The sequence below is a fragment of the Gammaproteobacteria bacterium genome (genome assembly GCA_040183005.1).
Lineage (GTDB): Bacteria > Pseudomonadota > Gammaproteobacteria.
In genome coordinates this window covers 20,376-45,693 of record JAMPIW010000001.1, presented here as the reverse complement: position 1 = coordinate 45,693, position 25,318 = coordinate 20,376, and the positions used below count along the sequence as shown (strand labels likewise).

At 56.9% G+C, this 25,318-nt stretch carries 26 protein-coding genes and 2 tRNA genes; 23 read left to right on the top strand and 5 right to left on the bottom strand.

The window, feature by feature from the left end:
- Window positions 1–182 precede the first annotated feature (182 nt).
- The 3 genes from M3A44_00235 to M3A44_00225 form a co-directional block, all read right to left on the bottom strand.
- Window positions 183–259 (bottom strand) — tRNA-Glu (locus tag M3A44_00235).
- Window positions 260–304: 45 nt separating this feature from the next.
- A tRNA-Ala gene (locus M3A44_00230) sits at window positions 305–380 on the bottom strand.
- Between the two features lie 156 nt (window positions 381–536).
- Window positions 537–1,544 (bottom strand): class 1 fructose-bisphosphatase, encoded by a 1,008-nt coding sequence (locus M3A44_00225; protein MEQ6340100.1) that lies wholly within the window; start codon window positions 1,542–1,544, stop codon window positions 537–539.
- A 104-nt stretch (window positions 1,545–1,648) separates the two neighbouring features.
- Here M3A44_00225 and M3A44_00220 point away from each other — a divergent pair, with 104 nt between their 5' ends.
- From M3A44_00220 to M3A44_00200, 5 genes are all read left to right on the top strand, one after another.
- Window positions 1,649–2,461 (top strand): ferritin-like domain-containing protein, encoded by an 813-nt coding sequence (locus M3A44_00220; protein MEQ6340099.1) that lies wholly within the window; start codon window positions 1,649–1,651, stop codon window positions 2,459–2,461.
- Window positions 2,462–2,630: 169 nt separating this feature from the next.
- Window positions 2,631–4,802, top strand: a complete 2,172-nt coding sequence (locus tag M3A44_00215; GenBank protein MEQ6340098.1) for a YgiQ family radical SAM protein — start codon at window positions 2,631–2,633, stop codon at window positions 4,800–4,802.
- 116 nt (window positions 4,803–4,918) lie between these two features.
- Window positions 4,919–5,272 (top strand): iron-sulfur cluster insertion protein ErpA, encoded by a 354-nt coding sequence (erpA, locus tag M3A44_00210; GenBank protein MEQ6340097.1) that lies wholly within the window; start codon window positions 4,919–4,921, stop codon window positions 5,270–5,272.
- Between the two features lie 115 nt (window positions 5,273–5,387).
- Window positions 5,388–6,548, top strand: a complete 1,161-nt coding sequence (locus M3A44_00205; protein MEQ6340096.1) for a citrate synthase — start codon at window positions 5,388–5,390, stop codon at window positions 6,546–6,548.
- Between the two features lie 180 nt (window positions 6,549–6,728).
- The gene (locus M3A44_00200; protein MEQ6340095.1) at window positions 6,729–7,073 is read left to right on the top strand and encodes a hypothetical protein; all 345 of its coding nucleotides are present in this window, start codon (window positions 6,729–6,731) and stop codon (window positions 7,071–7,073) included.
- Window positions 7,074–7,423: 350 nt separating this feature from the next.
- Here the strand turns inward: M3A44_00200 and M3A44_00195 are convergent, their stop codons facing one another.
- Window positions 7,424–7,933 (bottom strand): hypothetical protein, encoded by a 510-nt coding sequence (locus M3A44_00195; GenBank protein ID MEQ6340094.1) that lies wholly within the window; start codon window positions 7,931–7,933, stop codon window positions 7,424–7,426.
- A gap of 189 nt (window positions 7,934–8,122) precedes the next feature.
- Here M3A44_00195 and nudE point away from each other — a divergent pair, with 189 nt between their 5' ends.
- The 18 genes from nudE (at window position 8,123) to glmS (ending at window position 23,947) form a co-directional block, all read left to right on the top strand.
- Window positions 8,123–8,671: an ADP compounds hydrolase NudE gene (nudE, locus tag M3A44_00190; protein ID MEQ6340093.1), complete on the top strand. Its 549-nt coding sequence runs from the start codon at window positions 8,123–8,125 to the stop codon at window positions 8,669–8,671.
- The gene (gene cysQ, locus M3A44_00185) at window positions 8,661–9,479 is read left to right on the top strand and encodes a 3'(2'),5'-bisphosphate nucleotidase CysQ (protein ID MEQ6340092.1); all 819 of its coding nucleotides are present in this window, start codon (window positions 8,661–8,663) and stop codon (window positions 9,477–9,479) included. The genes nudE and cysQ overlap by 11 nt, the downstream gene beginning before the upstream one ends.
- A gap of 8 nt (window positions 9,480–9,487) precedes the next feature.
- Window positions 9,488–10,153 carry a 16S rRNA (guanine(527)-N(7))-methyltransferase RsmG gene (gene rsmG / locus M3A44_00180; protein MEQ6340091.1) on the top strand — a complete coding sequence of 222 codons (666 nt, stop codon included), beginning with the start codon at window positions 9,488–9,490 and terminating at the stop codon, window positions 10,151–10,153.
- A 5-nt stretch (window positions 10,154–10,158) separates the two neighbouring features.
- On the top strand, window positions 10,159–11,022 hold the full coding sequence (locus tag M3A44_00175; GenBank protein MEQ6340090.1) for a ParA family protein: 864 nt from the start codon (window positions 10,159–10,161) through the stop codon (window positions 11,020–11,022).
- 64 nt (window positions 11,023–11,086) lie between these two features.
- Window positions 11,087–11,965, top strand: coding sequence for a ParB/RepB/Spo0J family partition protein (locus tag M3A44_00170; GenBank protein MEQ6340089.1), 879 nt, complete (start codon window positions 11,087–11,089; stop codon window positions 11,963–11,965).
- 114 nt (window positions 11,966–12,079) lie between these two features.
- Window positions 12,080–12,280: an AtpZ/AtpI family protein gene (locus tag M3A44_00165; GenBank protein ID MEQ6340088.1), complete on the top strand. Its 201-nt coding sequence runs from the start codon at window positions 12,080–12,082 to the stop codon at window positions 12,278–12,280.
- A 1-nt stretch (window position 12,281) separates the two neighbouring features.
- Window positions 12,282–12,671 (top strand): ATP synthase subunit I, encoded by a 390-nt coding sequence (locus tag M3A44_00160; protein ID MEQ6340087.1) that lies wholly within the window; start codon window positions 12,282–12,284, stop codon window positions 12,669–12,671.
- A gap of 44 nt (window positions 12,672–12,715) precedes the next feature.
- Window positions 12,716–13,564 carry a F0F1 ATP synthase subunit A gene (gene atpB / locus M3A44_00155; protein ID MEQ6340086.1) on the top strand — a complete coding sequence of 283 codons (849 nt, stop codon included), beginning with the start codon at window positions 12,716–12,718 and terminating at the stop codon, window positions 13,562–13,564.
- 53 nt (window positions 13,565–13,617) lie between these two features.
- Window positions 13,618–13,911: a F0F1 ATP synthase subunit C gene (gene atpE / locus M3A44_00150; protein MEQ6340085.1), complete on the top strand. Its 294-nt coding sequence runs from the start codon at window positions 13,618–13,620 to the stop codon at window positions 13,909–13,911.
- A 43-nt stretch (window positions 13,912–13,954) separates the two neighbouring features.
- Window positions 13,955–14,425, top strand: coding sequence for a F0F1 ATP synthase subunit B (locus M3A44_00145; GenBank protein ID MEQ6340084.1), 471 nt, complete (start codon window positions 13,955–13,957; stop codon window positions 14,423–14,425).
- Window positions 14,426–14,427: 2 nt separating this feature from the next.
- Window positions 14,428–14,964 (top strand): F0F1 ATP synthase subunit delta, encoded by a 537-nt coding sequence (locus M3A44_00140; GenBank protein ID MEQ6340083.1) that lies wholly within the window; start codon window positions 14,428–14,430, stop codon window positions 14,962–14,964.
- Between the two features lie 98 nt (window positions 14,965–15,062).
- Window positions 15,063–16,604, top strand: coding sequence for a F0F1 ATP synthase subunit alpha (gene atpA / locus M3A44_00135; GenBank protein ID MEQ6340082.1), 1,542 nt, complete (start codon window positions 15,063–15,065; stop codon window positions 16,602–16,604).
- Between the two features lie 14 nt (window positions 16,605–16,618).
- Window positions 16,619–17,482, top strand: coding sequence for a F0F1 ATP synthase subunit gamma (gene atpG, locus M3A44_00130; GenBank protein ID MEQ6340081.1), 864 nt, complete (start codon window positions 16,619–16,621; stop codon window positions 17,480–17,482).
- Window positions 17,483–17,546: 64 nt separating this feature from the next.
- A complete protein-coding gene (gene atpD / locus M3A44_00125) occupies window positions 17,547–18,923 on the top strand; it encodes a F0F1 ATP synthase subunit beta (protein ID MEQ6340080.1) in 1,377 nt (458 codons plus the stop codon).
- A 26-nt stretch (window positions 18,924–18,949) separates the two neighbouring features.
- Window positions 18,950–19,375, top strand: coding sequence for a F0F1 ATP synthase subunit epsilon (locus tag M3A44_00120; GenBank protein MEQ6340079.1), 426 nt, complete (start codon window positions 18,950–18,952; stop codon window positions 19,373–19,375).
- Between the two features lie 520 nt (window positions 19,376–19,895).
- Window positions 19,896–20,477, top strand: coding sequence for a hypothetical protein (locus M3A44_00115; GenBank protein MEQ6340078.1), 582 nt, complete (start codon window positions 19,896–19,898; stop codon window positions 20,475–20,477).
- 267 nt (window positions 20,478–20,744) lie between these two features.
- Window positions 20,745–22,109, top strand: a complete 1,365-nt coding sequence (gene glmU / locus M3A44_00110) for a bifunctional UDP-N-acetylglucosamine diphosphorylase/glucosamine-1-phosphate N-acetyltransferase GlmU (protein MEQ6340077.1) — start codon at window positions 20,745–20,747, stop codon at window positions 22,107–22,109.
- Window positions 22,110–22,120: 11 nt separating this feature from the next.
- Window positions 22,121–23,947: a glutamine--fructose-6-phosphate transaminase (isomerizing) gene (gene glmS / locus M3A44_00105; protein MEQ6340076.1), complete on the top strand. Its 1,827-nt coding sequence runs from the start codon at window positions 22,121–22,123 to the stop codon at window positions 23,945–23,947.
- Between the two features lie 65 nt (window positions 23,948–24,012).
- On the opposite strand, the gene M3A44_00100 is transcribed toward glmS, so the two are convergent.
- Window positions 24,013–25,209, bottom strand: a complete 1,197-nt coding sequence (locus tag M3A44_00100; GenBank protein MEQ6340075.1) for a hypothetical protein — start codon at window positions 25,207–25,209, stop codon at window positions 24,013–24,015.
- Between the last annotated feature and the right edge of the window lie 109 nt (window positions 25,210–25,318).

Sequence of the window (25,318 nt, the reverse complement as noted above, 5' to 3'; positions counted from 1 at the left end):
TGCTGCCTGGCGATAAGGTGACATTTGGATACGGCTCAGAGGATTCGGAAAAACATGCTCCCGAATGTCAAGCACCCTGAAAACAGCTATTGAAAACGTAGTGCGTGACTGACGAGAATAACGAAGACATTGGGGATGTTCCCTGAAAACCGGGAACATTTGTTAGGCGTGACGCACTGAAATGGCGTCCCCAAGGGGATTCGAACCCCTGTTACCGCCGTGAAAGGGCGATGTCCTAGGCCGGCTAGACGATGGGGACGTATACGGCTACAACAAAAAGGCGGTTAGACCAACCTTTGAAACTTGGTGGAGCCAGGCGGGATCGAACCGCCGACCTCTTGCATGCCATGCAAGCGCTCTCCCAGCTGAGCTATGGCCCCTCAAAAATTAGACGCGCACTTTACCGTCTATGGAAGGTGCCTGTCAAGGCGATTTCCTCTTAAATTCCCAAACAGGGTGAATTTAAGGCCACAGAAAAATCAAAGAAAAAACAGGGAAGGGGGCGAATGCACCCCGCCCCCTCCAATGAAGTCACATTAACCCTCTTTGTGATACGCCACAACGCGCTCGACTTCGTTCTTGGAGCCAAGAATTACGGCAACGCGCTGGTGCAGTCCGGTAGGCAGCACCTCCTGGATACGTTCACGGCCCGTGGAGCTCGCTCCGCCTGCCTGCTCGACGATGAAGGACATGGGGTTGGCCTCGTACATCAGGCGCAGCTTGCCGGCCTTGGTGGGGTCCTTGGTGTCGCGTGGGTACATGAAGATACCGCCACGGGTGAGGATGCGGTGAACTTCAGCAACCATGGAAGCGACCCAGCGCATGTTGAAGTTTTCCTTGCGCGGCCCTTCTTTGCCCGCCAGGCATTCGTCGACATAACGCTTTACAGGTTTTTCCCAGAAGCGTGCATTCGAGGCGTTGATGGCGAATTCACGGGTATCCTCGGGGATGCGCATGTTCGGCTGGGTCAGCACAAACTCGCCGACGTTGTGATCCAGCGTAAAGCAGTTGACGCCGTTGCCGGTGGTCAACACCAGCAGGGTGGAGGGGCCATAGAGCGCATAGCCGGCGCAAACCTGCTGGGTGCCGGGCTGCATGAAATCAGCGACGGCGGGGTCGGTTACGCCTTCTGGGCAGCGCAGAACGGAGAAGATGGTGCCGACGGAGATATTGACGTCGATATTGGAGGAGCCATCCAAGGGATCGAACATCAGCAGGTATTTGCCTTTCGGGTACTCGGCGGGGATGGGGTAAAGGTCATCCATTTCTTCCGAGGCCATGCCTGCAAGATAGCCGCTACGCTGAGCGGCCTCGATCACGATGTCATTGGAGAGCACGTCCAGTTTTTTCTGTGTCTCGCCCTGCACGTTTTCGCTGCCCGCGCTGCCCAACACGCCAACCAATGCGCCCTGGCTGATCACATAGGACAAGCGCTTGCACGCAACGGCAATGTCGTTGACCAGTGCGGTAAGATCGCTGTCCGTGCCACCCAGGCGGCGCTGTTCTTCGATAAGAAACTGGTTAAGGGTAGTGCCGTTTTGCATGGTGGTTTCCTTAATCTTAGACTACAGAGAGTGAGAGAATTTTTTCCTATTATCCTTGCTTTTGGAGGTAAAATCAAAGAAGCCCGCCGAATGTTGAGCACGCCATGCCAGAAGATCTATTCCGCCGTGCATTAGTTTGCCTTAAGGCCGGCGATGTTGACGCCAAGCTCGCGCTGGTTGCTGCGCTGGAGGCGGATTGGAGGCAAGGCCACCTGGCGTTTGAGGGCAGCCACACGCCGCCCGAACCCATCAACGAGCCCGGTCGCCCGGATAAGCCCGTGCTGGTGTCCGCGCGGGAGGTAGAGCAGCGCAAGGTCTCCACACTGGAAGGCCGAGCGGCATTGATCCACTCCCTTGCCCACATTGAGTTCAACGCTATCAATCTGGCGCTGGATGCGGTGTACCGCTTCCGGGGCCTGCCGGAAGAATATTATGACGGCTGGGTACAGGTTGCCGCGGAAGAGGCCTACCATTTCACCCTGCTGCGCGATCATTTGCGCACATTCGGATTCGATTATGGGGATTTCACCGCGCACAATGGCCTGTGGGACATGGCCATGAAGACCGCCCATGACCCGCTGGTGCGCATGGCATTGGTGCCGCGCGTGCTGGAGGCGCGCGGCCTGGATGTTACCCCCGCCATCATGCACAAGCTGGCCTCGTGCGGCGACAAAAGGGCGGTGGAGATTCTCGAAATCATCCTGCGCGATGAGATCGGCCATGTCCGCACCGGTAATCACTGGTACGCCTGGTTCTGCGCCCAGCGCGGGGTCAACCCCATCGCCACGTTCCGCCAGTTGTTGCGCGAACACAACGCCCCCCAGTTTCGCCCGCCATTTCATCGTAACGCCCGGCTGGCGGCAGGGTTCAGCGAGGCAGAGATGGCGATGCTGGAGGGTTTCAGCGCAAGCGATTAAAGACGGAGAAGCTGTTCACGGTCTCGATCAAGGGATGCAGCGCTAGGCAAAAATGGCCGAAAAAGCGCAGCATACACGGAGTATGTGAGCATTTTGAGGCCACTTTTAACGCCGCGATGCGCACTTCAGCGAGACCGTGAATAATTTCTGAGTTATAATGTCAACAATTATGCATACCGCTCCCAATATCTTTTCCTACCGTAAATTCTGGGCCAAACGCTTCGGCGTGGCGCCCGTGTTGCCCATGTCACGCGCCGAGATGGAGGAGTTGGGCTGGGATTCGTGCGACATCATCATCGTCACCGGCGACGCCTATGTGGATCATCCCAGTTTCGGCATGGCGGTGGTCGGGCGGTTGCTGGAGGCGCAGGGTTTCCGGGTCGGCATCATCGCGCAGCCAGACTGGACCTCCGCCGAAGCGTTCACTGCCCTGGGTAGGCCGAACCTGTTCTTTGGCGTGACCGGCGGCAATATGGACTCGATGATCAATCGCTACACCTCGGAAAAGCGCATCCGTTCCGACGACGCCTATACCCCGCACGGCGTGGCAGGCAAGCGCCCGGATCGCTCCGTGGTCGTTTACTGTCAGCGCCTGCGCGAGGCATTTGAGGACGCGCCTATCGTCATCGGTGGCATCGAGGCCAGCCTGCGGCGCATCGCGCATTATGATTATTGGTCCGACAAGGTGCGCCGCTCCATTTTGCCCGATGCGCGCGCCGACCTGCTGGTGTTCGGCAATGGTGAGCGCCAGATCGCCGAGATCGCCCACCGCCTGGCGGCGGGAGAACCCATCGCCAACATTACCGACGTGCGTGGCACGGCCTTCATGCGCAAGCATCTGCCTGAAGGCTGGACGGAAATAGACTCGACTGAGGTGGACACCCCAGGGCGCGTCGAGCCGCACCGCGACCCTTACGAGATGGAGCCTGCCCAAGCCACGCAGAGCAACACACCGCCGGAAGGGACACACGTGGTGCGTTTTCAGCGCCGCGTGGTCAAAACCGACCCCAACCGGAGCATGATCCGTCTGCCTTCTTATGAGAAGGTCAGCCGTGACCCGGTGCTCTATGCTCATGCCTCGCGCATCCTGCACATCGAATCGAACCCCGGCAACGCCCGCGCTCTAGTGCAGCGCCACGGCGACCGCGACGTGTGGCTGAATCCGCCGCCGATCCCGCTCACTACGCCAGAGCTCGACGGTGTGTTTGACCTGAACTACAGCCGCCTGCCGCATCCCACCTATGGCGACGCGCGCATTCCGGCCTACGAAATGATCCGCTTCTCGGTGAATATCATGCGCGGCTGCTTCGGCGGTTGTACCTTCTGCTCGATCACCGAGCACGAGGGGCGCATCATTCAGAGCCGTTCCGAAGGTTCCGTATTGCGCGAGATAGAGAGCATCCGCGACAACACACCGGGCTTCACCGGCGTGATTTCCGATGTCGGCGGCCCCACCGCCAACATGTACCGCATCGGCTGCAAAAGCCCCGAAATTGAAGCCGCCTGCCGCAAACCTTCATGCGTCTACCCCGACATTTGTTCCAACCTCAACACCGACCATAGCTCGCTGATCCAGCTTTACCGCAAGGCGCGCGCCCTGCCTGGGATCAAAAAGGTACTGGTGGCGTCGGGGCTGCGCTACGATCTGGCAGTTGAATCACCGGAATACGTTAAGGAGCTGGTAACCCATCATGTGGGCGGCTACCTCAAGATCGCCCCCGAGCACAGCGAGGAAGGCCCGCTGAGCAAGATGATGAAACCGGGCATGGGCTCGTATTACCGCTTCAAGGAACTGTTCGAGAAATACTCCAAAGAAGCCGGCAAGGAGCAGTATCTCATCCCCTACTTCATCGCCGCCCATCCCGGCGCAACGGACGAGGACATGCTGCAACTGGCGCTGTGGCTCAAACAGAACAACTTTCGTCTCGACCAGGTGCAAAACTTTCTGCCATCGCCCATGGCCACCGCCACCGCCATGTATCACTCCGGCAAAAACCCGCTACGCAAAGTAACGCATGCCAGTGAAGACGTGGTCATACCGCGTGGCGGCCGTCAGCGCCGCCTGCACAAGGCCTTCTTGCGCTACCACGACGCCGAAAATTGGCCGTTGTTGCGTGAGGCGTTAAAAAGCATGGGGCGCGCCGACCTGATCGGCAACGGCAAGCACCACCTCATCCCCGCCTGGCAGCCTGCGGGGACGGGGACCGCACCGGAAGGTGTACGGCGGACGGGAAAAATCAAAACTGACAATCCCATGGCCAAACGCCCTATGCGTGCAGATCCCGCAGCCAAACGCGGTGCGCTGGGAAGGCCGGCCACGGCGGCGAAACGGCGCGGGTAAATCCGCCTCCTTAGACCGATTTTTGACATGCAGCAAGCCAAGCAGCAGAATCGAACCATTCCTGCCGGTTGATTGTCAAAAACCGCAAGTAATCCTATGTTTTACTGGAGATCATCATGAACGCAGTTGCCATTGAAACACCCGCCCTGCTGAATTTCACCGATAACGCGGTCAACAAGGTCAGGGAATTGATCGTCGAGGAAGGCAACGACAACCTGAAGCTCCGCGTCTTTGTCTCGGGCGGCGGCTGCTCGGGCTTCCAGTATGGCTTTACTTTTGAAGAAAGCGTTGACGAGAGCGACACCCTTGTTGAGAAAGGTGGCGTCACCTTGCTGGTTGACCCTATGAGCTATCAATACCTCGTAGGTGCCGAGATCGACTATACCGAAGGATTGGAAGGCGCGCATTTTGTCATCCGCAATCCCAACGCCACCACTACATGTGGATGCGGATCGTCGTTTTCTGTGTGATTTCTTGAACTAATCCGCCTTATCCTCACTTCCTGCCCAAATAGGAGGGGTTTCCCCCTCCTATTTTTCTGTTATCCTTGATTTCCTAGTCATTTTGTTCTGAAAAAGGTGCGTGATGAGCGAGTATCTGCCTGGCCTGGAGGGCGTCCCCGCCACCCAATCAAATATCTCTCATATTGATGGTGAGCGCGGCGTACTCGCGTACCGTGGCTACCCCATCGAATCACTCGCCGAACACAGCACCTTCGAGGAAGCCTCGTTATTGCTGCTCGACGGACGCCTGCCCACTGCCCGGGAACTGGCCGAATTCGACGAACAGCTGCGCGGCAACCGGCGCGTTAAATACAACATCCGCGAGATGATGAAAAGCCTGCCGCCGACTGGCCACCCGATGGAAATGCTCCAGACCGCCGTGGCCAGCCTGGGAATGTTTTATCCCGGCCCCGAAGGCCTAACAGGGCGCGACATCCGCGAAGACCTGGATTATGTGCACAGCATGACGGTCAAGATCCTCGCGCGCATGGCGACCCTGGTGGCGATGTGGGAACACATTCGCAATGGCTACGACCCAGTGCCGCCACGCACCGATCTCACCTATGCGGAAAATTTCCTTTATATGCTGAGTGGCAAGGAGCCCGAGCCATTCTACGCTGATATCATGGACACTTGCCTGGTACTCCATGCCGAGCACACCATCAACGCCTCCACCTTCGCCGCGCTGGTGGCCGGCTCCACGCTGGCCGCCCCCAATGGTGTCATCGCCGCCGCCATCGGCACCCTCTCCGGGCCTTTGCATGGCGGTGCGAATCAACGGGTGGTGGAGATGCTTGAAGACATCGGCAGTCCGGACAACGCCCGGCCGTGGGTGGAAAAACAGCTCGCCGCCAAGGCCAAGATCTGGGGCATGGGCCACCGCGAATACAAGGTCAAAGACCCGCGCGCCGTCATCCTGGAAAAGCTGGTGGAAAAACTGGCGGCCTACAAAGGTGGCCGGGTCAGCCCGCTCTTCGAGACCGCCCTGGCGGTGGAAGAGATCTGCCGCGAGCGGCTGGCACACAAGGGCGTGTACCCCAACGTGGATTTTTATTCAGGTGTTCTCTATGCGGAAATGGGCATCCCCGCCGATCAATTCACCTCCATCTTCGCCATCTCACGTTGCGCCGGCTGGCTCGCCCACTGGCGCGAACAACTCGCAGACAACCGCATCTTCCGGCCTACGCAGGTATATACCGGCGAAAAGGCTCGGGACTATGTGATGCTTGGTGAACGTGGGTAGCGCATCTGGCGATGACCATGGATACAGCCTCGCTGGCAGGGGTGTTTTGCGGGAAGTTCTAAAAATAAACCCAAAACTGTGACAGAGTTCATAGAAAAAATGACAGTTTGGGACTAGACTCCCAAAAAATATGATTGCATAATCTATCTTGTCATTTTTTCGCCCAAGGAGAGAAAAACCATGAGTCGTATAAATTTTGCCGGATTGGCGTTGCTGGTGTCGGTAAGCATGATTGCCCCGGCTCACGCAGACGGTGTGGATGGCAGCGCGGTGATCGGTGGCGCCTTGGGCGGTGCCGCCGGCGCGGCGATTGGCTCAGCAGCGGGTGGGCGCAACACGGCCATCATCGGTAGCGCCATTGGCGCCGCGGCTGGCACGGCGATAGCTACTAATAGGGGCGAGCGGGTTGTGGAAAGAAGGGTGGTTGTCGGTGATGGCCATTATTATGACCGCGGCCATGACCGTGGCCGGCATCGCGGGCATTACAAACGCAAGCACCGCGGCCGTGACCATCATGACGATTAAGCCGCTCTATTTTTAAGATCGTCTAAGTCCGTCAGGCTGTCAGGTTCTGTTGACATTTGGCCGGCTGCAATATGTCAACGGAGCCGCAATGATGTTAGTGCTCTGCATCGTTTGCCCCCGCCATTAACTTTGCCACGGCAACTTCAAGTAAATTTGGCGACTGGCTCAATTCATCAGCCACGCGCTGCTGGTCTTCGGCCGAGTGGTTTTAGCACAGCCGGGAGCGGTCACCAGCGTGCCAAAGGGATAGTCTTCGATCAGCGCGCTGACATTGTCACCTTTACGGTGATGCGCTCTGGGTCTGTTTCTTTGAAATGTTCGGTGATGTACATGGCCTGAAGGTCTCTACGTTAATCTTCTGCCGCAGGCACGTTGGCATGAGCGTCTACCCAGTGCTTCATGGCATCTGCTTCTCCCTGAACAAGTGGCCTTCCCTGGGCGGCGGCCAGTGCTTGATAGGCGGCAATAATGGCGTCCTGATGGTTCCAGGCAGCAATTCTTGCGGTTTCATCAGGGGCGAGTTCGGCCAAAGACGCAAGGGTGTTATTCACGTCCTTCTTTGGCGTATCCACTTGCTTCTGGCGAATGTTGCCGTAGATGGCGAACACCCAGAAAACGATGTACGGGGTAAAAAGGACGAGTGAGGTAACAATGATGGAGCTGCTTTTTCCTGGCTCAAGGAGCGGGCGGCCCACAGTCAGTGCCAGAATTAACAGTGCGACCATGACTATAATCATCGCCAGAAAAAGCTTCCAGTCCCGGTGTTCGAGCACAACCTTGTCTCGCAAGAGTTGTTCACGTGCAGTCGCGATGTCAGTGGCTGTGGGCGGGACGCTCTGGATGTCAAACGTAATTCCCATGCTTTCTTCTCCGATAACCATCAGCCGATTGCTATTTTTAGGTTGAATGGCATGTGAGTGTCCCACATTTCAAGTTGCGTCAACAACTGAAAGGCTGCCGGAGATTTTTCAAGGCCTCCAGAAGAATAACGCGGTATAATCCGGTAGAATCCTGTTCCGGACCCTCTCAAACTCACTCAGAAACCAGGCATGCGTAAACCCCCTCGGATCTTGGATGCGCAGACGATAGCCAAGACGCGGCTCTTTCACATTGAGCAAATGGACCTGGAGTTTTCCAACGGGGTCGTTGTGCAATATGAGCGGTTAAAAGGCTCTAGTCGTGGCGCGGTGCTTGCCGTGCCGATGCTGGACGAGGATACCGTGTTGCTGATCCGCGAATACGCTGCCGGGGTGCAGCGCTATGAGCTGGCGTTGCCCAAGGGCCGCATCGAGCCAGGCGAAGACCTGCTGGAGGCCGCTAATCGTGAGCTTGCCGAAGAGGTGGGGTACGCCGCAAAGAAGCTGCGGCACATCACTTCGCTGACGGTGGCGCCGGGTTATCTGAGTCATACCACGCATGTGGTGCTGGCTCAGGATCTGTATCCCAGCAAGTCTGTTGGTGATGAGCCGGAGGAGATCGAGGTGGTGCCGTGGCGCCTGAGTCGTCTTGGCGAATTGCTTGAATGTGAAGATTGTACCGAGGCGCGTTCAATCGCAGCCCTATTCATGGTGAGGGAGTTATTGCGTGATGATAATTGAAAGCCTTGCTAAGCTGCTCATGCCGGTAATCGACATAGCCGAGGATGCCGGGCGCAGGATCATGGAAGTCTATGCGCAGGATTTTAGTGTCGCGAGCAAATATGATCGCTCCCCACTCACTGATGCCGATATGGCTGCGCATGATGCAATCCTGGCAGGCCTGGAAATACTCACGCCTGACGTACCGGTGTTGTCCGAAGAGTCGGCGGCCATCCCCTATGCGGAGCGGGCGGCGTGGAATCGTTACTGGCTGGTGGACCCGTTGGACGGGACACGCGAATTCATCAAGCGCAACGGTGAGTTTACGGTCAATATTGCGCTGATTGAGAACCATCAGGCTGTGCTGGGAGTGGTGTATGTTCCGGTGAGCGGTGTTTGTTATTTCGCGAGCAAAGGTGACGGCGCATATAAGCAAGAACATGGCGGTGATCCCACGCAGATCCGTGTGCGGCCTTGCGACGGTGGGCGCGTGACGGTGGCAGGCAGTCAATCGCATCGCAACGAGGCGTTCGATGCCTTTCTTGCCAACCTCCCCGATCACGAGGTGATCTGCATCGGCAGCTCGCTCAAGTCCTGCCTGGTGGCGGAGGGTAAAATAGATATTTATCCGCGCCTCGGGCTGACCTCTGAGTGGGACACCGCTGCGGCTCAGTGTGTAGTCGAGGAGGCGGGTGGCCAGCTCACCGATACCAGCCTGCGGCCGTTGCGCTACAACACCAAGGATTCGCTGCTCAATCCGTCCTTTCTTGCATTTGGCGATGGCCGGCACGACTGGTCGAAATATGTACCGGAAGAGCACCGAGGTTAACTATTAACGTGACAGAGCCTGCTGCAACAGCATCGAATAACGAAGATTTGTCTGTGCTGCTGGCGCGCGGCCTGGAGCAGATGAATTTACCCCTGCCGCCGCAAACCCAAGCCAAACTCATTGGCTACCTGGCGCTGCTGTCTAAATGGAACCGCGTCTACAATCTGACTGCTGTACGCGATCCTGTGCAGATGGTTATGCGTCACTTGCTCGACAGCCTCTCTGTGGCGCCCTACATTAAAGGCCCCCGCGTGCTGGATGTGGGGACGGGGGCGGGCCTGCCGGGTATTCCGCTGGCGTTGGCGCTGCCGGATGTACATTTCGTGCTGCTCGACAGCAACCGCAAAAAAACCCGTTTTGTCACCCAGGCCGTTGCGGATCTGGGGATGAGTAATGTCACCGTCGAGGCGTGCCGGATTGAGAGCTATCGTCCTGACGAACCCTTCGATACAGTGATCTCGCGTGCGTTCTCGGAGCTGGTTGACATGCTGACCGCTACGGATCGTTTGTGCCGCGCGGGCGGCGTCATGCTCGCCATGAAGGGTGAGTATCCGGCGCAAGAGATGGCTGTAGTGCCCGAATGTTACGCGGCGGCTGACGTACATCCGCTGATTGTGCCGGGGCTGGATGCGAAACGGCATGTCGTGTGTGTCGCTGCTAGGGGCGCGAACTAATGCGCATGGCCAGGATTATTGCGGTAGCCAACCAGAAGGGCGGGGTCGGCAAGACGACCACCAGCGTCAATCTCGCCGCCTCGCTGGCGGCAACCAAGCGCCGTGTTCTGCTGGTTGATCTCGACCCTCAAGGGAACGCTACCATGGGCAGCGGCGTCGACAAAAAATCCCTGGCGCTCTCCAGTTATGACGTTTTGCTTGGCGAGCAGGAAGCGGCAGGCGTCACCGTGGCGGCAGGGCAGGCTGGTTACGTCCTGATGCCCGCCAACGCCGACCTGACCGCCGCCGAGGTGAGTTTGATGTCCCTAACTGCGAGCGAGCAGCGGCTACGCGAACGCCTCGACGTTGCGCGCGGCAAACCGCCCTTGGCCGCACGCGAGCAGCGGCTACGGCAAGCTCTGGAGCAGGTGCAGGCAGAATACGACTACATAATCATAGATTGTCCGCCCTCGCTGAACATGCTTACCGTTAACGCCATGGTGGCGGCGCATTCGGTGATCATCCCCATGCAGTGCGAGTACTACGCGCTGGAAGGCTTGACAGCGCTGATGGAAACTATTGAGCAGATCCGCGCCACCCTCAATCCGCAGCTCAGGATCGAAGGCCTGCTGCGCACCATGTTTGACCCGCGCAACAATCTTGCCAATGAAGTTTCCGACCAGCTTGCCCAGCACTTTGGCGAGCAGCTCTACCGCACCGTGATCCCGCGCAATGTGCGTCTCGCCGAAGCTCCCAGCCACGGCTTGCCGGTATTGCTGTATGATAAGGCCTCGCGCGGCGCCTTGGCCTATCTGGCGCTGGCTGGGGAAGTGCTGCGCCGGGAACAAAAAGCGGACGCAGGTCAGGTTGCCGCGAACGTGGTTGCCTGATACTCAAATTTAAACACCGGGGAGCGCGTTTCGCATACCCCGGCCTACTCGAAACGTGAAGCATATGTCGACAAAAAAACGCGGCTTGGGTAAAGGTCTTAACGCCTTGTTGGGCGATATCCGTCCCATAGGGTCGGATGAGGGCGAGGCCGCCGGTGATTTGCGCAATCTCCCGGTAGATCTGATCCAGCGCGGCAAATATCAGCCACGCATCGACATGCATAGGGAAAGTCTGGAAGATCTGGCCAGCTCGATCCGCGCCCAGGGCGTGGTGCAGCCCATCATAGTGCGCCCGCTGGCTGAGCACGGCCGCTACGAGATTATCGCCGGCGAACGGCGCTGGCGTGCCGCGCAGCTCGCTGGTCTACAGGAGATCCCCGCCATAGTGCGCGACGTGCCGGACCGCGCCGCTATCGCGATGTCGCTGATCGAAAATATACAGCGCGAGAATCTTAACCCGCTTGAAGAGGCCAACGCCCTGCAGCGGCTGATTGATGAGTTCGCCATGACCCACCAGCAGGCCGCCGAAGCAGTGGGACGTTCGCGCGCCGCGGTGAGCAATCTGCTACGCTTGCTGGAGCTGGCTGACGACGTCAAGCGCCTGATTGAGCACGGCGACCTGGAGATGGGGCATGCGCGCGCTTTGTTGGGCCTGCAAGGCGCGAGTCAAGGCGAGGCGGCCCGGCAAGTTGTTGCCAAGGGGCTATCCGTGCGCGAAACCGAACAGATGGTGCGCCGCTTGCAATTGATCGCCCAAGAAAAGGGCGAGCAGTCCAAGGAAAAAAGACACCTTGACCCGGACATCCGCAAATTGCAGGAAAATTTGTCTGAGAAAATTGGCGCCAAGGTGGACGTGCAGCACGGCGCGCGCGGCACAGGAAAATTGGTCATCCATTATAATAGCCTCGACGAGCTCGACGGCATCCTGGCGCACATAAAATAGTGCCATTATTTCCCATATGTCTGGTTGAACCGCGATTTTGGCAAAGTTTGGGGTTGTGATGTGTGCTGCCCCAGTGTTAGAATGCCGCCCGTCTTTTTGTTCGGCGCGCGCACCATGAAGACCCCTCCGCAAATGGGTTGGTTGCTGGTGGGAGTTGGCTCCCACCTGGCGGCAATGGTCGTTGTGGGTTTTGTTCTGGGGTATGCCCTGGATTCTTGGTTGGAGACCCGTCCCCTGCTGATGTTTCTCTTCGGTTGTCTCGGTTTTGTCGGTGGCATACTGAAGGCGCATCAGATGTTGAGCAGGTGGGGATAGATTGGATAACGCCGAGCACGAAATTGCTGAAAAAACCCGCAAGATCATCGTCCTGCAGGTGGTCGTTGGCCTGCTGGTCGCTGCGGGGTTTTATTTTGGCAAGGGTGGCTGGGAGGCGCGCTCCGCGCTGTATGGCGCGTTCATAAGCATCGCTGCCGCGCTATTGTTGCGCCGGGGTGTGCGCCGCGCAGCAGCGCAGGCGGCCGAGCATGGCCCCAAGCATGTCATGCTGACGCTCTATATGGGCGCAGTACAACGCTTTGTGATGGTGCTGGCGCTGTTTGGATTGGGTTTGGCGGTATTCAAGCTTGCGCCGTTGGCGACCATCGCCGGTTTTGGCGCAGCGCAGTTGGTTTATTTGGCGGGCGCAAGCGGTTCGCGGTCAAGCTGAGCGGTTAAAGATTTTTTATTGAGCATTGGGTGGGGGATAGAGTCTTGAGTGAGGCAGCACATAATTCCGGCGGTGGCGGCACCGTTGAGTATATTCAGCACCACTTGACCAATCTGTGCGTCGGCGACTGTGATCCCGTTACGCATCAGGCGTCCGGTTTCTGGTCGCTACACCTCGACACAATATTTTTCGGCTACCTGATTGCGGCGTTGATCGTGTTTGTTGGCTGGCGTGTCGGTAGCAATCTCAACCCGGACAAGCCGAGCGGCTTTCAGAATTTTGTTGAGATGATCCTGGATTTCGTCAGCACCCAGGTTAAAGATACCTTCCCCGGCCACAATCCGTTGATTGCCCCACTGGCGCTGACCATCTTCCTGTGGGTGTTCCTGATGAATTTCATGGATCTCATCCCAGTGGATTTGCTGCCGCTGATCGCTTCTACCATAGGCATCCCCTATTTGAAGGCAGTCCCGACCACCGACCTGAATACCACGCTGGCCATGTCGCTCACAGTGTTCGTGCTGGTGGTTTTCTATAGCATCAAGGTCAAAGGCCCTGCGGGCTACCTCAAAATGTTCCTGTTCCACCCCTTCGGCAAGTTCTTTGTGCCGGTCAATGTCGTCATGACCACCATCGAAGAACTCGCCAAGCCCCTGAGTCTGGCGTTGCGTCTTTTCGGCAACCTGTTTGCCGGTGAGCTGGTGTTTTTGCTGATTGCATTGATCGGCGGCACATTGACTGTAGGCGCCGCGGCATTCTTCTGGTTCCCTCTGCAGGTAGTGCTGGATCTGGGTTGGCTTATATTCCACCTGCTGGTAATCACCTTGCAGGCGTTTATCTTCATGGTGTTGACCATCGTTTACCTGGGAATGGCGCACACTGAAGAGCATTAAAAGCGGTTTTTTGATTTTTATCTTTAATTTTCATCAATGAGGAGAGCAGTAACATGACACCCGATATGGTTGCACAAATTTATGCCTACACCGCGATTGGCGTTGGCGTCATCCTGGCCGCCGCTGGTTTAGGATCCGCCATTGGCTGGGGCTTGATCTGCGCCAAGACTTTGGAAGGCATTGCACGCCAGCCCGAGATGCGCCCTGCCTTGATGACCAACATGTTTATCTTTGCCGGTTTGATGGAATCCTTCCCCTTCATCATCTTGGCGTTCGCCATGTGGTTCCTGTTTGCCAACCCCTTTGTTGGCGCCTTGGAAGCTGCGCTCAAGACGGTGGGCGGCTAATTCTGTCGGCTTTGTACGGTGATCATGCCGAGAGGAATGTAACGTGAATATAACCGCAACCCTGATAGCCCAGATGATAGCCTTCGTGCTGTTGATCTGGTTTGTGAACAAGGTGCTGTGGGGACCGATGTCCGCCATGCTGGCCGAGCGCCAGAAACGTATCGCGGATGGTTTGGCCGCAGCGGAAAAGGGCAAGCACGATCTGGAGCTCGCTGAGAAGCGCGCCAAGGAAGAGTTGCAAGTAGCGAAGGCAAATGCTGCCGAAATCATGGCCCAGGCCGAGAAGCGTGCCAATGCAATAGTCGACGAGGCACGGGTTAATGCCCGCGCCGAAGGCGACCGCCAGCTTGCCGCTGCTCAGGCCGAGATCGAGCGCGAAACCAATCGCGCCAAGGAACAGTTGCGGGGCCAGGTGGCATCTGTTGCCATGGCCGGTGCCGCGAGGATCCTCAAGCGCGAAATCGACGCCAAATCGCACAGTGAAGTGCTTAACGACGTAATTGCGCAGATCTAGCCATGGCAGAAAAATCTACTGTTGCCCGCCCTTATGCCCAAGCCATTTTTGATCTGGCGCACAGCCAGGGGGCATTGCACGAGTGGTCCGATAGTCTGCAACTGGTGGCGGCGATTACCGCTGACATTAGGGTGCAGCGTCTGATCGCCAATCCTCGGGTCCGTGGTGACCGGCTGCAGAGCTTGCTGCTGGATATCGGCGGCGCGCGGCTTACCCCAGGTGTTCAAAACCTGATCAAGGTGTTGATTGTGAACCACCGCCTGGTGCTGCTGCCTGAAATTGCCGCGCTCTATGAGTTTTACCGTGCAGAAGCGGAGCGGACCATGCAGGCTGAGGTGGTTTCCGCGTTCCCGGTCAGTGAGGAACAGCAAAAAAATATTGCCGCCGCACTGAAAAAGCGCTTGGGGCGTGACGTCAGCCTGACCTGCAAAGTTGACAGCGACTTGCTGGGTGGAGCGATTATCCGCGCCGGGGACTTGGTGATCGACGGTTCAGTGAAGGGACAATTGGTTAAGCTCTCTGGCGCGCTGAGAGGATAAAGTAGGGGCGGACTTTAAAGCCGCGCACTATGAAAATACCGGCGCACCCCGCGCCACGCAAGGTTTCGCTAATTTAAGGTTTTATAGAGGATTAGATAATGCAATTGAGCGCTACAGAAATCAGCGAGCTGATTAAACAGCGGATCGAGAAATTCGAGGTGGTGACCGAGGCTCGCACCGAGGGCACTGTGGTCAGCGTCGCCGATGGTATTGCGCGTGTCCATGGTCTGGCCGACGTGATGCAGGGTGAAATGATCGAATTTTCTGGTAACACCTACGGTATGGCGCTCAATCTTGAGCGTGATTCGGTTGGCGCGGTGATTCTGGGCGACTACGAGCATATCAGCGAAGGCGACAGCGTCAAGTGCACCGGCAAGATCCTTGAGGTGCCGGTCGGTGAAGGCCTGCTGGGGCGTGTTGTTGATTCCCTGGGTATCCCGATTGATGGGAAAGGGCCGATCAAGGCCAGCGGCATGTCCCCGATTGAGAAAGTGGCGCCGGGCGTCATCAGCCGCCAGTCGGTGAACCAGCCGGTACAGACCGGTCTAAAAGCTATCGATGCGATGGTGCCTATCGGGCGCGGTCAGCGTGAGCTGATTATCGGTGACCGTCAGACAGGCAAGACTGCCGTGGCCATCGACGCCATCATCAACCAGAAAGGTACCGGCGTTAAGTGTATCTATGTGGCGGTTGGCCAGAAGGCCTCCTCCATTGCCGCCGTGGTGCGCAAGCTGGAAGAACACGGCGCACTGGCCCACACCATCGTGGTGGCTGCCGGCGCCTCCGACTCCGCCGCCATGCAGTTTATTGCCCCCTATGCCGGCTGCGCGATGGGTGAATATTTCCGCGACCGCGGTGAGGATGCACTGATTGTTTATGACGATCTGACCAAGCAGGCCTGGGCCTACCGCCAAGTGTCGTTGTTGCTGCGCCGCCCGCCGGGCCGCGAAGCCTATCCGGGCGATGTGTTCTACCTGCATTCGCGCCTGCTGGAACGTGCTGCACGCATCAATGCCGAGCATGTGGAAAAGATCACCAATGGGGAAGTCAAGGGTAAGACCGGCTCACTGACCGCACTGCCGATCATTGAGACCCAGGCCGGTGACGTGTCGGCATTCGTGCCCACCAACGTGATCTCGATCACCGACGGACAGATCTTCCTCGAAACCGATCTGTTCAATGCCGGTGTCCGCCCCGCTATCAACGCCGGCCTGTCAGTGTCACGTGTCGGTGGTGCAGCTCAGACCAAGATTATCAAGAAACTCGGTGGTGGTGTGCGTCTTGATCTGGCTCAGTACCGTGAACTTGCGGCATTCGCCCAGTTCGCGTCTGACCTGGATGAGACGACCCGCAAGCAGATTGAGCGCGGTCAGCGCGTCACCGAGCTGATGAAACAGAAGCAGTACGCACCGCTTTCCGTTGCCGAGCAGGCGTTGTCGTTGTTTGCCGCCAGCGAAGGCTTCTTGGATGATGTGGACCGCAAAAAGGTCGTGGATTTCGAGCAGGCCTTGCATGCCTATGCCAGAGCCAATAGCGCCGAATTGTTGGATCTTATCAACAAGAGCGGCGATTATAACAACGACATTGCCAACGGCATGCGCGAGACGATCAAGGCCTTCAAGGCGAGCAGCGTCTGGTAACCAGGAGCAGATAAATGGCCGTCGGTAAAGAAATCCGCACTAAGATCAAGAGCGTAAAAAACACGCAAAAGATCACCCGCGCCATGGAAATGGTGGCCGCCAGCAAGATGCGCAAGGCGCAGGACCGCATGGATGCCGCGCGTCCCTATGCGGAGAAGATCCGCAATGTGATCGGTCATCTGGCGCACGCGCATCCGGAGTACAAACATCCCTATTTGCAGGATCGGGAAGTCAAGAAGGGTGTAGGGTTTATCATCATTTCTTCTGACCGCGGTTTGTGCGGCGGACTGAACGCCAATATGTTCAAGGCCACCGTGCGCACCATGCGCGAGTGGAATGAGAAAGGTGTCAGGATTGATCTGTGCACCATAGGCGCAAAGTCCAATGCCTTCTTTAAGCGCCTGGGCGGCAATGTCATCGCGCAGTCTTCACACCTGGGCGATACACCTCAGGTGGCAGACCTGATCGGGGTGGTGAAGGTAATGCTGGATGCCTACGATGCCGGTCAAATTGACCGGTTGTTCCTGGTGTACAACGAGTTTGTAAACACCATGACGCAGCGGCCCCACGTCGAGCAACTGCTGCCGATCCACGGCGTGGATGATCCGCAGCTCAAGCATCATTGGGATTATCTCTACGAGCCGGATGCCAAAGACGTGCTGGACGGCTTGTTGATGCGCTATATCGAATCGTTGGTTTATCAGGGTGTGGTGGAAAATCTCTCCTCCGAACAAGCGGCGCGCATGGTGGCGATGAAGAGCGCTTCCGACAACGCGGGCGATCTGATTGGTGATTTGCAGTTGGCCTACAACAAGGCGCGTCAGGCGGCGATTACCCAGGAACTGTCCGAGATCGTGGCTGGCGCTGCGGCCGTATAACAAGTGGTTGGGTTGAGCCCAACCGACATCGTTTTTTTATCTTTATGTGTGAGGAACTGAAGCAATGAGCTCGGGGAAAGTGGTACAGATTATCGGCGCCGTGGTCGACGTGGAGTTTCCGCATGATGCGATGCCCAAGATTTATGATGCACTGATGGTAACGGACGTAGGTCTGACCCTGGAAGTGCAGCAACAGATCGGCAACGGCGTGGTGCGTACCATCGCCATGGGTTCGACCGATGGGCTGCGCCGCGAGCTGGCGGTAACCAACTCCGGAGCGCCGATTTCCGTGCCAGTGGGCAAGCAGACGTTGGGTCGCATCATGGACGTGCTGGGTAGCCCGATTGATGAGAAAGGTCCGATTGGTGAGGAGCAGCGTTGGGGTATCCACCGCAAGGCCCCTGCCTTCGATGAGCTGGCTGCCTCCACCGATTTGCTGGAAACCGGTATCAAGGTGATCGACCTGGTATGCCCCTTCGCTAAAGGCGGTAAGGTCGGTCTGTTCGGCGGCGCGGGTGTTGGCAAGACCGTGAACATGATGGAGCTGATCCGCAATATCGCTATTGAGCACAGCGGTTACTCGGTGTTTGCCGGCGTCGGCGAGCGTACCCGTGAAGGTAACGACTTCTACCACGAAATGAGCGAGAGTAACGTGCTCGACAAGGTGGCGCTGGTCTATGGCCAGATGAACGAGCCGCCCGGAAACCGTCTGCGTGTAGCGCTTACCGGCTTGACCATGGCCGAGTTCTTCCGTGAGGAAGGTCGTGACGTGCTGCTGTTCATCGACAACATTTACCGTTATACCCTGGCAGGTACCGAAGTGTCCGCGCTGCTGGGACGTATGCCCTCCGCAGTGGGCTATCAGCCTACGTTGGCGCTGGAGATGGGCGTGTTGCAAGAGCGCATCACCTCCACCAAAACCGGCTCGATCACCTCCATCCAGGCGGTATACGTGCCAGCCGATGACTTGACCGATCCGTCTCCGGCCACCACCTTTGCTCACTTGGATGCTACCGTGGTGTTGTCGCGCCAGATTGCCGAGCTGGGTATTTATCCTGCTATTGATCCGCTGGATTCCACCAGCCGCCAGCTTGACCCGCTGGTTATCGGCCAGGAGCACTATGATGTAGCCCGCGCCGTGCAGGGTACTTTGCAGCGTTACAAAGAGCTGAAGGATATCATCGCGATTCTGGGTATGGATGAACTGTCCGAAACCGACAAGCTCACCGTATCCCGCGCACGCAAAATCCAGCGCTTCCTGTCACAGCCGTTTTTTGTTGCTGAGGTGTTCACAGGCAGCCCCGGTAAATACGTGTCATTGAAGGATACCATTACCGGCTTCAAAGGCATCGTCAGCGGCGAATATGATCATTTGCCGGAGCAGGCATTTTACATGGTCGGCACCATTGAAGAGGCCATTGAAAAGGCCAAGAAGCTCTAATCCGGTAGTCCACGCAGGAGTAAAATATGGCCATGACCATGCACGTAGACATCGTTAGCGCAGAGGCGGAGATCTTCTCCGGCCCGGCGCACATGGTGTTCGCGCCCGGAGTGATGGGCGAACTCGGTATCATGCCGCGCCACGCCCCGCTCCTCACCCGTCTTAAAGCGGGTGAGGTAAGAGTGCGTACCCCTGAAGGCGAAGAAGAGTTTTTCTATGTTTCTGGCGGAGTTCTGGAAATCCAGCCGCATAGCATCACGATTCTCAGCGACACAGCACAGCGCGCCAAGGATCTTGATGAGGCGGCAGCGCTTGAGGCTAAGCACCACGCCGAACAGAAGCTGCAGGATCAGGTTTCCGAGTTTGATTATGCTCAGGCGCAGACCGAGCTTGCAGAGGCAATGGCGCAACTGCAGACCATACAAAAAATGCGTAAGAAGTTGGGTCGTTAAGTAGCAAGCTGTAACAGATAGCCAGAGATCCACGCGCGGGTCTTTGGCTATAGATGTTCCCCTCTAATATTTCGGGCCTCCATGCAGTTTAGAGGCTCGCTGCCATCTGTCACATGCGACAATTTGCCTTTTTCTGAAAAGTTATCAATTTATTTTTGAATTTACTATAACATGGTATGCGGGTTTACTTACTTAGTGAACCCTCTACGGGCGGGTTGCCCAGTTTTAGTCGTGCAGGGAGTGTTGCAACATTCATGGAATGACCTCGATTAGATATTTCCACCCATTGCCCCTTTCACGGGTACTCACGGTGGAGCGGCCATACCAATTGTTGCGTCCTCTTACGTCCTTTTAGGACTAGGCCCTCACTGCGAGATCTGCGTACCTCGCCCTGTCCAATGACCGTTTCTAGTTAAGGAACCCCTGATTTATTCAGAGGTTAAGCGGCACAAGGACGTGGCTGAAAAATTCTTAGGATGAATTTTTCAGAATCTTCTTAAATATAACGGTCGGGGGTATTATGAATAAAAATAAAATCATTTCATCTGTCACGTTGTTGGCGATCGGTGTGTTGAGCACGGCCGGGTCTGAGGCGAAGGAGTATCACTGTAACTTGGTGAGTGGCAGTGTGGTTTTAGTGCCAGATGCCGGGTGCGGTATCAAAAAAGCCTACCCGGGTTTGGCCTACGTTGATTTGCCTGGCACCTGTTTCTCGGTGAAGTTTACGATGGGAAAACAGAAGCTTTCCGGTGTTGCGGGGCTGACGGCCGAGGGAATGACTCATCCCTTGGAAGGGTCGCAGACACAGCGTGGCACTCCAGCGATGCTGAATGAGCAGGGTCTTCCTGCTGTTACGAATGAGTTTGGTGTTGTTGAGTCGCGGCGGCTATTTACTGGGAGAACTGCGTTATCTCTTTCTGGAGGGGAAGTCTATACGGCTGATGCCGGCGTGGCTGCAGGTTCTTCTTCCACCGAGCAAATGTTGATCACGGGTGGTAGTGGCGTCTATGCGGGTGCGAAGGGTACTATCTATGCGACCGGCGATCTTATTGGGAAGGGAGGCGGGTATTTTGGTAAAATATGTACGCCTGTTTCTCCATAAGCCCAAGTGGTTGAGTGATGTCTGATTCAAAATGAAAAGGCCGCTGTTTGCGGCCTTTTCACGTTTGCGACGAGGGTTATGTGATTTGAAATCTCTAAGAAACCGAATTAATGTCATTTTGTGCAGCTAAAGTGTGGTTTTGATTGCGCCTCATGGTTGTGAATTTAAGTCATTATTTGATGAGTCAGTACATCGAGTGTCCTGTGAGTTTCTCAGGTGCTGCAATTCTGGCATTATTAACCCCTTTTCAATCCATCGGTTATCGCTATGAGTCTTAACGTCATTATTCTTGCGGCGGGTGCAGGGACGCGGATGCGTTCCAAATTGCCCAAAGTATTGCATGAGGTGGGTGGCAAGCCCATGCTGGAGCATGTGGTGGATGCCGCGCGGCAACTCGATGCGCGGCGCATCCAGGTGGTGTACGGCCATGGCGGCGAGGCGGTGCGCTCGGCGCTTGCCCATCTGGAGGTGGTCTGGGTGGAGCAGGGCGAACAGCTCGGTACTGGCCACGCAGTAGCTCAGACGCTGCCTCATATGGGGGCGGGCGATACGGTGTTGGTGCTGTATGGCGATGTGCCGTTGATCAGCGCCGAGACGCTGCGGCAGGTGGTTGCGGTGGCGCAGCAGGATAGTCTGGGTCTGCTGACGGTGCGGCTGGATGACCCGCGTGGCTACGGCAGGATTGTGCGCGATGATCAGGGCAGCGTGGTGCGCATTGTTGAAGAGAAGGATGCCAGTACAGAGCAGCGTGCTATTGCCGAGATCAATACCGGCATGCTGGCGGTCTCGGGTGAGAGACTCCAGAAATGGCTGGCGGTGCTCGATAACAATAACGCCCAGGGTGAATATTACCTGACCGATATCATCGCCATGGCGGTGCGCGATGGCGTGAAGGTCAGTACGGTCGCGCCACGCTCGGCGGCTGAGGTCATGGGGGTCAACAACCGGGTGCAACTGGCGGAGGTGGAGCGTCATTACCAGCGCGCTCAGGCTGAGCATTTGATGCTTGCCGGCATTACTTTGCGTGATCCAACCCGCTTTGATGTACGTGGTGAGCTGAGCGCGGGCAGCGATGTGACGATTGATGTGAATGTGGTAATAGAAGGCAAGGTGGTGCTGGGCAACGGCGTGCGGATCGGTCCAAATGTGGTGCTACGCAATGCGGCCATCGGGGATGACGTGGAGATCCTGGCGCAGTGCGTGATCGAGGATGCCGTGATTGGCGCACACTGCCGCATTGGGCCGTTTGCCCGCATCCGCCCTGAGACGCGCTTGGCCGCCGATGTGCATATCGGCAATTTTGTCGAGATCAAGAAATCGGAGATCGGCCAGGGCTCCAAGATTAATCATCTGAGTTATGTGGGCGATGCCACTGTGGGTGGCAACGTGAATATCGGCGCGGGTACGATTACATGTAACTACGATGGTGCGAACAAACATCGCACTATCATCGGCAATGATGTGTTTGTCGGCTCCAGTACCCAGCTTGTCGCGCCAGTGACAGTGGGTGACGGTGCGACGATAGGCGCAGGCTCCACCATCACCCGTGATGCCCCACCCGGCGAACTGACACTGAGCCGTACGCCGCAACAAACGCGCCTTGGGTGGAAACGCCCAATTAAAAAAAAATAGGAGATTAGATCATGTGTGGCATTATCGGCGCGGTTGCGCAGCGCAACGTTGTTCCCATCCTGATCGAAGGCTTGAGCCGCCTGGAATACCGCGGCTATGATTCGGCGGGTGTGGCGGTGCTTAACGGCGGTATCAAGCGTGTCCGCGCAGTGGGCCGCGTTGCCGGCATGCAAGCCAAGGCGACGGAGGAAGGCCTGCACGGTTTGGTGGGCATCGGACATACCCGCTGGGCGACCCACGGCGGTGTCACTGAGTACAACGCCCATCCGCACATTTCCCACGGCGAGATCGCGGTGGTACATAACGGCATCATCGAAAATCACGACGAGCACCGCGCGCACCTCCAGTCCTTGGGTTATATCTTCGAGTCGCAGACCGATACCGAGGTGATCGCGCACCTCATTCATCACCATTATGCGCAATGCGGTGATTTGTTTGCCGCCACGCAGCGTGCCGTGGCTGAGCTGGTCGGTGCTTTCGCGATTGGCGCGATGGCCCTCAAGTCGCCGGAAATCATCACCTGTGCACGCGTGGGTTGTCCGCTGCTGATAGGGTTGGGCGAAGGCGAGAATTTTATTGCATCCGATGTCTCTGCCGTGCTCTCAAGCACGCGTCGCGTGATTTACCTTGAGGAAGGTGATGTCGCCGAACTGGGGCGTGATCATGTGACTATCGTTGACAGGTCGGGCGCTCAAGTCGTGCGCCCGGTGCATGTCAGTGATGTCTCGCTCGCCTCGATGGAGCTGGGGCCTTACAGCCATTTCATGCAGAAGGAGATCCATGAGCAGCCGCGCGCGCTCACCGACACCATCGAACCCGTCATCAGCGAAGGTTTTAATCCCCTGTTGTTCGGCGCCGAAGCCGAGGCGATTTTCAAGGACATAAACGGCATTCTGATTCTCGCGGCGGGCACCAGCTACTATGCGGGACTCACCGCCAAGTACTGGATCGAAGCAATCGCCAAGCTACCGGTGTCGGTGGAAATCGCCAGCGAATATCGTTACCGCGAGTCGGTGCCGAATTCGAAACAGCTCATTATCACCATCTCCCAGTCCGGTGAAACACTGGATACGATGGAGGCCTTGAAACATGCCAAGGCTTTGGGGCAGAACAAGACACTGGCCATTTGTAACGTACCGGAAAGCGCTATCCCGCGTGCCTCCAGTCTGGTGTTCTACACGCGCGCCGGTGCGGAGATCGGCGTGGCTTCCACCAAGGCCTTCACCACACAGCTCGCTGCGTTGTTTGTACTGTCAGTCACACTTGCCAACACCCGTGGTTTGCTGACGCCGGAGAAGGATGCGGAGTATCGCGACGCGTTGCGCCACCTGCCCGGTAGCGTGCAGCATGCGTTGAATCTGGAGCCTCAGGTCGCCGAGTGGGCCAAGGCGTTCGCGCACAAGCATCATGCGCTTTTCCTTGGGCGCGGCATCCATTATCCCATCGGCTTGGAAGGCGCGTTAAAGCTCAAGGAAATCTCCTATATCCATGCCGAGGCCTATCCCGCCGGTGAACTGAAGCACGGGCCGCTGGCGCTGGTGGACAGTGACATGCCGGTAGTCGTCATTGCCCCAAATGACGCGCTGCTCGAAAAGGTGAAATCCAATATGCAGGAAGTCCGCGCGCGCGGCGGCGAACTTTTTGTCTTCGCCGATCTGGACAGCCATTTCGCGGAAAGCGAGGGCGTTCACGTTATCCGCACGCCACGCCATGCCGGCATGCTCTCGCCTATCGTCCATGCCATCCCGGTGCAAATGCTCGCCTATCATGCGGCATTACAGAAAGGCACCGACGTCGACAAGCCGCGTAATCTGGCCAAGTCGGTGACAGTGGAGTAGGGGGATGCGTGATTCACCTACCATGTAGGAGTAGGACAAAATGATGGCAGCACCGCATCGGTCTACTATGGCTGAGTGACCAGCTTCGGACTGAGATAGGCTGCCTGGCTCATGCCCATCAGGGCGACCATTTCCCATGGAACGTCCCATAGCACGCCATCAAGAACGCTCTTGACCATAAACAGCACCACGGTCAGGCCGGTCCAAAACACCATCTGCGCTCGCGCTAATGATAGTTGTTGCTGGCCGTTTTCATCTGTAGCACAGACAAGGTCGCAAAACTGCGGCTTTATCGCTGCTGATGGAGCAGGTTGTATCGCCTGGCCGCTGCCTGTTCCTTTCCCGTCTCCTTTGACATAGCTAATGCCGCCTGTGGCTAAGGACATCCCCATGAGTACAACAATCGTTTCCGGAATGTCTGGCACATCCAGCTTTAATAATCCATATCCACCGACCACCATGCCAATCGCCAAGGTCCACAAAGCCACTTGGGTGCGCGAGAGCGACAGCCGTCCATCACTGCCGCAGAAAAATAATATGACGGGATGTCCCGTGCGCCTCGCGAGCAGCACGATCAGCGTGAGAAACAGGCCGACGATCGCCACTGCCCATGCGGCGGCTACCCCGATGTTACCCAGGTTGATTTCGTGCGAGGCGACAACCGTTTGTTCTACTGGCCCGGTAGGTGTCGATTCCGACCAAACCAGTATGGGTGTAAGGCGAATCATCCCTTTGTATGGTGGCGCTGGGTACTTCTGCAAATCGAATAAGAGCAGGGTTCCCGTCATCTGGACCTTCTGATCAGCCACCGTCTCGGTGCTGATCTGGTTGCGTGCTATTATGCGCGGTTTGATTCTTTCAAACTCCCCCTTCTGCACAGGCGAGATGGTGTGGCTGGCCTGTAACAATAAGCGAGGCTGCATATCGGGCGTGATATCGTGTGTCACGAATACGCGGAACGGATGTGACATCAATTGTCCATCCGCGACAAACAGTTCAATGCCAGAACTATTGGCGTCTTGCGCTTCGCCTATGGAGGCCAGTGCAATCCAAAGCATAGCGATGACGGGCCAGCGGCGTAGGTTGATTGAGAGGCGTATAACCATACAAGCATCGTGTCCGATTAGTACTGACAAGCCTGAGAAGAAAGGATCTGGAATGCGCTGGATACTTGCATCATAAGCCACGCCGAATCCTGGATCAATGCATTGTTTTGATTCCTGCGTGGCGTGCCTGTACCTACGAATCTCGGTGGCGGCCATCTCCGTCCCGCGCATCACAGTTACGAGGATGCCAGTCCTGTGCGGCTCTGCAGCGGTGAGTCGCGAATGGGGTTACAGCCAGCACGCTTTATTGTTTCGACCTGTGCCG